We start from the raw sequence: 9,885 nt of genomic DNA on the forward strand, positions 1-9,885 counted from the left end.
GCCTGATCCCGATCCGCAACCGCCCGGACGGCAACGAAGCGTTGGAAGCCGGCCTTCTGGTGAGTCCGGATGCGCTCGCTTTCGTGCGGTTCGGCCTGCGCGCCGCCGACGATCCGCGTATTCTCAATACGGTCGCTGCCATCGACGCAATACTGAAGCGCGACTTGCCCGCCGGACCCTATTGGTATCGCTACAATGATGACGGATACGGCGAGCACGCCGACGGCGCGCCGTTTGATGGCTCCGGGATTGGCCGGCTCTGGCCGCTGCTGACCGGTGAGCGCGCGCATTACGAGATCGCGGCGGGACGTTCCGAGCAGGCGCGGCGGCTGTTGGCGACGTTCGAGGCGTCCGCGAGCGCAGGTGGCCTTCTGCCGGAACAGATCTGGGACAGCGAAGATATTCCGGAACGCGAATTGTTTCTGGGGCGGCCGTCCGGAAGCGCGATGCCGCTGGTCTGGGCGCACGCCGAACACATCAAGTTGTTGCGCTCATTGCGGGACGGCGCCGTATTCGACATGCCGCCGCAGGCCTATGCCCGCTATGTGAGGAGCACGCCAAAGCCTGCTCCCATTGTCTGGCGCACGGCCTCCAGGGTCGGCGCAATTGCGGTCGGTCGCATCCTGCGGCTCGAATTCTTGCGGCCCGCTTCTGTGCATTGGTCGTCCGACAATTGGGCAACCGCGACGGAAAGCGAGACCCTGGCCACAGGTTTGGGCACGTTCATTTGCGATCTTCCCACCAAGGCGCTGGCCGCAGGCGTCGAGTTGCGCTTCACGATGCTGTGGACCGACCAAGGTCATTGGGAGGGCAACGACTTTTTGGTCCTGATCGGCAAATAATCGAACCGCGCAGGGGCACTATCGGTCGGCCAGCGCATTATCATCCCTTCGGGGTATCCCGAGTTTCGGTCAGGGCGAAAAGCAATGGCATTTCTGAGCATAGCTGCCGCGCTTGCCGCTCGGGCCCTGCTGGTGATGCTGTTCTTGCCGTTCAGCGCGCTCGATAAAATCCTCAACTTCAAGCAAGCGGTCGGACAGGCAGCGGAAGCGGTCCCGAACCGGCCTGCGGCGAGTGCTTTGATCTTTGCCGGTCTTGGCGTTGAGGTGTTCATGTCGCTTGCGGTCTTGCTCGGTATCGCCGATCGCATGGCGGCGCTGATCCTTTCGGCCTACTGCATCGTCACGGCGCTGCTGTGGAAGCAATTCTGGAAAACGCCGGATTTCCGGCTGCGGGGCAGCAGCGACGGCAGGGAGATGTTCTGGGATTTTCTCAAGAACCTGGCGCTCGGCGGCGGCTTTCTGGTGCTGGCGTTCGGCGCCAGCGCAAACGGCTTCGAGCGATTTCTGGCGCATCCCCTGGCCTCATCGCATCCCTACAGCTTGAGCAGGAGGGCGGACGTCTGATGAGCGAGCGGCCGATCGTTCCCTATTGGCATCTGTGGACTGATTCCGACGGCGTCAGCCGGCAGAAGCAGTGCACGATGACCGAGTTCGAGTTGAGGTCGATGGCGCCGCCCGCCGATCCACAGTGGCAGGGCCGTCGCACCACCGGCACAATGACGACGATGGTGACCGTGCAGCCGGTCGGCTGGACCGGCAGCTGGCACGAAAATCCGAAGCCGCAATGGATCGTGCCGTTGTCGGGACGCTGGTTCGTCGAAGCGATGGACGGTACGCGGGTCGAAATGGGGCCGGGCGACGTCTCGTTCGGCGGCGATCAGAACTGCCGCGAAGTCGACGGCAAGCGCGGGCATCGGTCCGGCACGATCGGGGACGTTCCGGCCGTGCTGATGGTGATCCAGCTCGACGACGCGGCCCTGCCGGCATTGCCTTGCGAATTCCGGTGAGCGACATGGAAGGCTTGCCGCGCGCCCAAATTCGAAGATTGGCAAGCTTCGGCCTGACCACGCCGGATGCGCACCTGCTGTCCGAATTCTATCAGCATACCCTGGACTTTCGCTTGCTTGGCAGCGAACGGCGCTCAGGGCCGGATTTCGAACGGCTGATGGGGGTGGACGGCGGGGCTTCCGCGATCCGGCTCGGCCTTGGTGACGAGGTCGTCGAACTCCTGCAATTCGATCGGCCGGGGCGGCCGTATCCGGAAGGTGCGGCGTCGTCAGATCTCTCCTTTCAGCATCTCGCAATCGTGGTTGCGGACATCCATCTCGCCTATCAAAGGCTCGCTTCCGGGCGCGGATGGACCGCGATCTCGACCGATGGCCCGCAACAATTACCGGCTGCTTCGGGCGGCGTCACGGCTTTCAAATTCCGCGATCCCGACGGCCATCCGCTCGAATTGCTGGCCTTTCCGAACGGGCAGATGCCCACGCATTGGCAAGCCCGCTCCAGGGGCGAGCTGTTTCTTGGCATCGACCATTCGGCCATCAGCGTTGCCGATAGCGCCACCAGTATCGCGTTCTATGAAGCGCTGGGGCTGCGCGTCTCGGCGCGCTCGCTCAACGTGGGGCTGCAGCAGGATCAGCTCGACGCAGTCAGGGCCGCGCAGGTGGAAGTGACGGCGCTCGATCCCGAGCAGGCCACGCCGCATCTCGAATTGCTCTGCTATCGATCCGTCATTCGCAGCCAGACCGCTATCGTTCGCAGCCAAGACGTCGCCGCAACCCGTCTGATGTTTGAGGCTGACCAGCCTGCATCGGAGGGCGCCGTCGCTCCGCAACGGTCGATCGATCCGGACGGCCATCGTCTGGTGTTGTTGGCCTCGACCTCTCATTCGCCCACGCATGCGAATACCGGCTTCTCGCCGAGATTCGTCCAACCGGAGTAAACTTCATGACCGCGCCGAAACAGACATCTCCAACCGACTCGGGTGCGCCGTCTCTGACGGTTCCGAAGCTGCTGACCGGCCAGAAGGCGCTGGTAACAGGCGCGAATTCCGGAATCGGCAAGGGCGTGGCGATCGCGTTGGGGCAGGCGGGAGCGGATGTGGTCGTCAATTATGTCGACGGCGACGAGGCAGCCAATGCTGTGGTCGACGAAATCAAGCAGGCCGGCGGCCGGGCCTATGCGCATCGGGCGGATGTCTCATCGGAAGCCGATGTCGCAGCGATGTTCGCGCGAATGATGCAGGAATTCGGAACCATCGACATTCTCGTCAGCAATGCCGGCCTGCAGCGGGACTCGGCCTTTCACGACATGACCCTGGATAAATGGAATAAGGTCCTCGGCGTCAACCTGACCGGTCAATTTCTATGTGCACGCGAGGCGGTCCGGGAGTTCCTGCGCCGCGGCGTCGTCGCGTCGGTCTCGCGTGCCGCGGGGAAAATCATCTGCATGAGTTCGGTGCATCAGGAGATTCCGTGGGGCGGGCACGCCAACTACGCGACCTCCAAGGGCGGCATCAAATTGATGATGGAGAGCATGGCGCAGGAACTGGCGCCGAACCGGATTCGGGTCAACGCCATTGCGCCCGGCGCCATCCGTACGCCGATCAATACCGCAGCCTGGAACACCAAGGCGGCCTATGACCAACTGATGACGCTGGTGCCGTATGGACGGATCGGCGAGCCTGAGGATATCGCCCGCGCAGCGGTCTGGCTTGCATCGGATCAATCCGACTATGTGGTCGGCACGACGCTGTTCGTCGATGGCGGCATGACTCTCTACCCCGGGTTCGCGACGGGCGGGTGAGGAGCAGGCCATGTCAGACCACTATGATGTCATCATCATCGGCAGTGGCCCCGGCGGGGCTTCTGTCGCCCACAAGCTCGCTCCGACCGGCAAGCGTATCTTGCTGCTCGAGCGCGGCGACTATCTGCAGCGCTCCCGTGCGAACTGGGATTCGCAGACCGTCTTCGTCGATGCCGCCTATCAGGCAAAGGAGACATGGTACGGCGCCGACGGCCGGAGTTTCCATCCCGGGCTGCATTATTTTGTCGGCGGTAATTCCAAGGTCTATGGCGCGGCGCTGTTTCGGATGCGTGAGCGGGATTTCGACACGATCATCCATAAGGACGGCGTGTCGCCCGCCTGGCCGGTCAAATATGACGTGTTTGAACCCTATTATGCGGAAGCCGAGCACCTGTTTCATGTCCACGGCCAGCGCGGAGAGGATCCCAATGAGCCGCGTTCGACCGGCCCATTTCCCTACCCCCCGGTGTCGCACGAGCCGCAGATCCAGGCCTTGAGCGAAAGCCTGGCCAGGGATGGCCTGCACCCGTTCCACCTGCCGCTCGGAATATTGCTGGATGAAAAGGACGGCAGACCGACGCCGACCAGCATCTGCATCCGGTGCGATGCCTTCGATGGGTTTCCATGCCTGCTCAACGGCAAGGCCGATGCGCAGGTGATGTGTGTCGATCCTGCGCTGAAGGCCCATCCAAACCTGACACTGTTGACCGGCGCCTATGTTTCGAAACTGGAGACCGGAGAATCCGGCAAGGAGGTCACCGGGGTCCACGTCACCAGGGGCGGTCGGGAGGAGCTATACTCGGCCGACATCGTCGTCGTTGCCTGTGGCGCCCTGTCGTCCGCACTGCTGTTGTTGCGATCCGGCAATGACAAGCATCCGAAGGGACTTGCCAACGCCTCGGACCAGGTTGGACGCAATTACATGCGTCACAACCAATCGATCCTGATGGCCCTGATGCGGGAGCCGAACGATACGGTCTTTCAAAAAACCCTCGCGGTAAGTGACTACTATTTCGGATCCGACGATTGGGATTATCCGCTCGGTCTGATCCAGATGTGCGCGACTTCGCATGGCGCGCAGATTCGCGGCGAGGCGCTTCCCAGCTGGCTGGAATGGGCGCCCAAAATGCCGTTCGAGGTAATGGCCCGGCACTCGATGGATTTCTGGCTGTCCAGCGAGGATTTGCCGCGCCCGGAGAATCGCATTTTTTACAGTGGTGAGCGCGTGGTGCTGGACCTCGCCGAAGGCAACATGGAAGCGCATCATCGGCTCAAGAAAAAGCTCGAGACAATGCTGAGCGCCGCTGGAGCGCATCCCGTATTGCTGGAGCGAAGCCTGTATCTTGGACAGAACGTTCCAATCGGAGGCACCGCTCACCAGGCCGGAACGGCGCGCTTTGGGACCGACCCTCAAACGTCGGTGCTTGATCTGGATTGCAAGGCGCACGAACTCGATAATCTCTATCTCGCCGATGCCAGCTTTTTTCCATCTATCGGATCGGTCAATCCGACGCTCACCATCATCGCAAACGCGTTGCGCGTTGCCGACAGGATCAAGCTGCGGTTGGGGGCCTGACGCCGCGGCATCGGTTGCCTCCGGCGGGAAACAATCGGTGGCGCCCGAACGCGAAACAGAGTTGGCGTAATTGATGCGCCTGAACTGCCTGAACTGCGTTGCCGTCATCTCTTCAGCTACAATGTGCTTCAGTTCGTCGGCGACGGTGCGCTCATTGACGTGCGCAAGAGCGCGCTGACCGACGAGGAGAGCGGAGATCGCGGCGCGCGGTGAGCGCCCTCTATTTTCCGGCGCCGGTGGACATCAGGATGGGCGCCCAGCGCGCCATCTCGGAGCGGACGAAACCGTCGAACGCGACCGGGTTGCGCTCGGCCTCGGCCGGTATGGCGCCGCCAAGCCGGGTGAGCTTGTCGCGGACGGCGGGATCGTCAAGGGCCTTGTCGAGCGCATCGGCAAGCCTTGTGACCACCTCGGCCGGGACGCCCTTGGGGGCGAACAGCCCGGCCCAGATGCTCATGTCATAGTCGATTCCCGCCTCCCTGGCGGTCGGCACATTCGGCAGCGTCGGCAACCGTTCGGGCGCCGAGACGGCGTAGGCCTTCACCGAGCCTGCCAGAACCGCCGCTTCCACGCTGACCGACTGCTCGCACATGAAGTCGACATGACCGCCCATCAGATCGTTCAGGGCCGGACCCGATCCGCGATAGGGAACGAGGGTGGGCGTGGCGCCGATCTCGGTGGTGAAGAGCAGGCAGGCCATGTGCGACGAGGAGCCGATGCCGCCATGCGCCTGTTGCAACGCGCCGCCCTGCTGCCTGAGCACGGCGACGAATTCCTTCAGGTCCCGTGCCGGAAAATCCTTGCGCGCGAGCACGACCACCGGAGCATCGGCGGTGAGGCCGATCGGAACGAAGTCGGCAAGCGGATCGTATTTCAGGCCCGGCATGAGCACCGGAGCCGCCACATGCGATCCCATGGCGGCCGCGAGCAGCGTGTAGCCGTCGGGCCGGGCGACGGCGACATGCGCGCTGCCGATGGTGCCGCCGGCGCCGCCGATATTCTCGATGATGATGGGCTGGCCCAGGATACCAGACATCCGGTCGGTGACGATGCGCGCGACCACGTCGCTGGCGCCGCCCGCGGGAAACGGGACGACCACGGTGATCGGCCGTGACGGATAGCCCTGCGCGCGCACCGGCACGATGCCGGCGATGAACAAGATGGCAACGATGATGGCAGGCCATCGCCAAGATCCGGATACACGACCGCCCGCGGTCCGCGCCGAGGTCTTGCTGTCAGCTTCGGTCACCATCCAGGATCTCCGCGACCTCGACCCGGCGTCCTTCTCGGGCCGAGACAATGCCGGCGCGCACCGTTGCCAGCGATCTCGTCGCATAGTCACCGTCGACTTCGAGACGTCCCTGTCCGCGGATTGCGGCCGCGAACTCTTCGAGTTCCTCGACCAGGGTGTCGTTCCCTGCGCAGGTGATTGCCACCGGTTTGCTTTCGCCGCGCCTGAGCAGGCGAAGGCCGTTGTGCAGATCGTAATAGGCCGTGGCGTCCTTGCCGTAGATGTTCATCAGATAATATTCGGACGCCGACGCATAGCTTGCGTTCAGCGTCGACAGCGCGCCGTTCGCGTGCTCGAGGATCAGGCTTGCGACATCCGGATTGTCGCCGGGCAGCACCAGTTGCGCCGACTGTCCGCGCACCGCAATGATCGGCCCGATCAGATATTCCAGAACGTCGATGTAGTGGATGCCGATCTGCAGCATCACCCCGCCGGGCATGCCCGCGGCCTGGTAGCGCCACGACGTGAGATCGAACTTGCCGAGGCGGTCACGACTGATGTTGGCCTCGGCGTTGACCAGCCTGCCGAACAGCCCGTCATCGATCTGCTGCTTGATCCGGCGGAAGTGGCTCTCGCGCCTGCGCTGGTAGCCGAGCGCCAGCACCACGCCGGCCTTGCGACAGGCTTCCGTGATGGCGCGGCCGTCGGAGACGCTGTTGGCGATCGGCTTGTCGAGGAAGACGTGCTTGCCGGCGGTGGCGGCGGCCGCTGTGGTCGCCAGATGCACGTCGTTCGGAGTCGTGTTGATGATCGCCTCGATCTCGGGATTGGCCAGCATCGCCTCGTAGCTCGCAGCCGGCCGGCAGCCATATTTGTCGGCAAAGTTCTGGCGCTTTGCCTCGGAGCGGGTGTAGCAGCCGATGATGTCGAGTTTGCCGGAGCGCTGGATCGCATCGGCGAGAACGTCGGACCACCATCCGATTCCGATGCAGCCGACACGCACTGGACCCGCATTCACGTTTTCGTCCTCCACCGTGCTTGCGATTGCAGCTCGTCCTCTTGCTCTCGGATCAAGCCGCCTGCCGGCAAACATGCGGGACGGCTCTATCGGCCAAGCCAACAAGAGGCGGTTCATGAATACGTCCGGAAACTGCAAATACCTTACGCCAAGAGCTTCACAAGCTACAACAAAAATATGATTTTAGCCCCGCAAGCACGGCAGCAGAAAACGCTCCCGCGCCCATCGCCGCGGCGGCAAATCGACGGCAATGTTTCAGCGCATGCAGCGAACGGAGGCGAACCGGCCCAGCGAGGCGCCGCGTGAATGCTCGGCGGCCGCCGGCCGGCCGCTGCCGAATTCCTGACGCGGAAGTTGCAACCGCGTCGCGACGGGGGATTGAGCGTGCGCGCTGTCGCGTTGCTCCGACAGCTTGTCCAACAGCAGACGCAGACGCTGGTTCTCGATCTCCAGCTCCTTCATGTGGCGAAGGGCCGACGATGTCAGGCCGCGATAGCGCTTGCGCCAGCGATAGAAGGTCCGCAGCGAGACACGGGCCGTGCTGCAAATTTCAGCAATCGAGATGCCGGCGTCCGCTTCCTCGAGAAGGAACAAAATCTCGTGTTCGGTGTGCTGAGAGCGTCGCATCGGCGCAGACTCCCATCCGTGATCGACGGCGAGGTTATCGCATGAAATCCAGTCGTTTGGTAGGGGCGATGCAGCCATGCAACGAGATCATCCGGCCGACGAGGTGATCGGCGCAGGTCCTGGCGATGCGTTCGAATTGCGGCGGGGATTTCAGCTTCTAAATGACAAAATTGACACTAACCATTGAACGGCAAGGGCTTTGCCGAGCGCTTGAGCACGGCTGAATACTATTTGGCGTTGCTTCGCCTAGGGCGATGAACTGAAATCGGATCGTTCTTCGGTCAAGATAGAGGCACCGTCCATGGCTCGTTTTTCGGGTAGGTTTTCACGTCGCTCGTTTCTTCGCGTCACCGGACTTGGCGCGGCGGCGCTGACGACGCCATTGGCGGCGCCTGCGATCGTGCGCTCGGCTTATGCCGCCGGCGGTACCGTCAAGCTCGGCTGCCTGTTCTCCTCCTCCGGAACCATGGCCAACATCGAAGGCCGCTTGAATTATGTGGTCCGCATGGCGGCGGATGAAATCAACGCCAAGGGCGGCGTCAACGGCCGCACCATCGAGGTCGCGGTATCGGATCCCGCCTCCGATTGGCCGCTCTATGCGCAGATCGGCAAGCAGATGCTCGAGCAGGACAAGGTCGCGGCCTTGTTTGGCTGCTGGACGTCGGTCTCGCGCAAGTCCGTGCTGCCGGTGGTGGAACAGGCCAAGGGCCTGCTGTTCTATCCGCTGCATTTCGAAGGTGACGAGAACTCGCCGAACGTCGTCTATGTCAATTCGCCGCCCGCAAGCTCCGTGCTGCCGGCGGTCGATTATCTGATGAGCGACGACGGCGTCAGCGCCAAGCGCTTCTTCATGCTCGGCTCGGACTATGTGTGGCCGCGGACCATCAACAAGCAGCTCAAGGGCTACTGGAAATCGAAGGGCATCGAGGAAAGCGCCTGGAAGGAAGAATACGTCCCGTTGGGCTTTTCCAACTTCCAGACCCTGGTCAATCAGATCCGCGCCTTCGCCGATGCGGGCGGCGGCAAGCCGATCGTGGTGCTCACGGTGGTCGGTTCGTCGATCCCGGACTTCCTGCGCGAATTTTCCAACCAGGGGATCAAGGCGACCGACGTTCCGGTGCTTGGCCTGGACATGGTCGAAGCCGACCTCGAAGGCCTCAATACCGAGCCTTTGGTCGGCCATCTCAACTGCTGGGCCTATCTGCAGAATGCCAAGGCCGCGGCCAACACGGCGTTCCTCAAGCAATGGGCCGACTACGTCAAGGCCAAGAACGTGCCGTTCAAGGGCGACGTGGCGATCGATCCGATGGTGTCGGCCTATGATGCCGTGCATCTCTGGGCAATGGCTGCGGCGAAGGCCAACTCGTTCGAGGTTCCCGAAGTGCGCAAGGCCTTCGCGGGTCTCACTTTCGATTGTCCGTCGGGCTACACGATATCGATGACGGCGGAGAACAATTACGTCGCCCGCGGCGTGTTCATCGGGTCGGTCAATGAGAAACAGGGATTCGATATCTTGTGGCAGTCCAAGGATACGCCAAAACCCGTTCCGTTCAGCCCCTATAGCTGAGCGATGAACGCAGTCACCGGCGGCCTTGCAGCTGACCCGGCTGGCCGCGGCCGGCGCACATGATGCGTCGCCCCGGCGCGATTGCGGTCTGTGTCATCGCCGCCTTGGCGATGACAGGGGCGATGAAAAGCGCCTGGGCCGCGGCTGACGGGCGCGCCGATCTGATCGGCAAGCTCTGTGGCGATGCGGCCGCGATGGGCGAGGGCGGACGCGGCC

Annotated in this window: 10 protein-coding genes; 7 read left to right on the forward strand and 3 right to left on the reverse strand. The window is 62.9% G+C overall.

Going from position 1 to position 9,885, the window contains the following annotated elements; translation table 11 throughout:
* The 6 genes from WCB02_RS02135 to WCB02_RS02160 all read left to right on the forward strand — a co-directional run.
* On the forward strand, nucleotides 1-842 hold an 842-nt coding region (locus WCB02_RS02135), incomplete at its 5' end, for a glycoside hydrolase family 15 protein (RefSeq protein WP_423955858.1).
* Between the two features lie 84 nt (nucleotides 843-926).
* Nucleotides 927-1,406, forward strand: coding sequence for a DoxX family membrane protein (locus WCB02_RS02140; RefSeq protein ID WP_423955860.1), 480 nt, complete (start codon nucleotides 927-929; stop codon nucleotides 1,404-1,406).
* Nucleotides 1,406-1,849 (forward strand): cupin domain-containing protein, encoded by a 444-nt coding sequence (locus WCB02_RS02145; RefSeq protein ID WP_423955862.1) that lies wholly within the window; start codon nucleotides 1,406-1,408, stop codon nucleotides 1,847-1,849. Before WCB02_RS02140 ends, WCB02_RS02145 begins: the two co-directional genes overlap by 1 nt.
* Nucleotides 1,850-1,854: 5 nt before the next feature.
* Nucleotides 1,855-2,787 (forward strand): VOC family protein, encoded by a 933-nt coding sequence (locus WCB02_RS02150; RefSeq protein WP_423955878.1) that lies wholly within the window; start codon nucleotides 1,855-1,857, stop codon nucleotides 2,785-2,787.
* A gap of 5 nt (nucleotides 2,788-2,792) precedes the next feature.
* Complete coding sequence (locus WCB02_RS02155; protein ID WP_423955863.1) at nucleotides 2,793-3,650, forward strand: SDR family oxidoreductase; 858 nt, start codon at nucleotides 2,793-2,795, stop codon at nucleotides 3,648-3,650.
* 10 nt (nucleotides 3,651-3,660) lie between these two features.
* Nucleotides 3,661-5,226, forward strand: a complete 1,566-nt coding sequence (locus tag WCB02_RS02160; RefSeq protein ID WP_423955866.1) for a GMC oxidoreductase — start codon at nucleotides 3,661-3,663, stop codon at nucleotides 5,224-5,226.
* Between the two features lie 220 nt (nucleotides 5,227-5,446).
* On the opposite strand, the gene WCB02_RS02165 is transcribed toward WCB02_RS02160, so the two are convergent.
* The 3 genes from WCB02_RS02165 to WCB02_RS02175 form a co-directional block, all read right to left on the reverse strand.
* Nucleotides 5,447-6,478 carry a Bug family tripartite tricarboxylate transporter substrate binding protein gene (locus WCB02_RS02165; RefSeq protein ID WP_423955869.1) on the reverse strand — a complete coding sequence of 344 codons (1,032 nt, stop codon included), beginning with the start codon at nucleotides 6,476-6,478 and terminating at the stop codon, nucleotides 5,447-5,449.
* The gene (locus tag WCB02_RS02170; RefSeq protein WP_423955871.1) at nucleotides 6,462-7,475 is read right to left on the reverse strand and encodes a Gfo/Idh/MocA family protein; all 1,014 of its coding nucleotides are present in this window, start codon (nucleotides 7,473-7,475) and stop codon (nucleotides 6,462-6,464) included. Before WCB02_RS02170 ends, WCB02_RS02165 begins: the two co-directional genes overlap by 17 nt.
* A 255-nt stretch (nucleotides 7,476-7,730) precedes the next feature.
* Nucleotides 7,731-8,102: a transposase gene (locus WCB02_RS02175; protein WP_423955873.1), complete on the reverse strand. Its 372-nt coding sequence runs from the start codon at nucleotides 8,100-8,102 to the stop codon at nucleotides 7,731-7,733.
* 301 nt (nucleotides 8,103-8,403) lie between these two features.
* Here WCB02_RS02175 and WCB02_RS02180 point away from each other — a divergent pair, with 301 nt between their 5' ends.
* The gene (locus WCB02_RS02180) at nucleotides 8,404-9,669 is read left to right on the forward strand and encodes an urea ABC transporter substrate-binding protein (protein ID WP_423955876.1); all 1,266 of its coding nucleotides are present in this window, start codon (nucleotides 8,404-8,406) and stop codon (nucleotides 9,667-9,669) included.
* The last annotated feature ends 216 nt before the right edge of the window (nucleotides 9,670-9,885 follow it).

Origin of the sequence: Bradyrhizobium sp., from assembly GCF_049581145.1 — a bacterium.
Classification (GTDB): Bacteria; Pseudomonadota; Alphaproteobacteria; order Rhizobiales; family Xanthobacteraceae; genus Bradyrhizobium.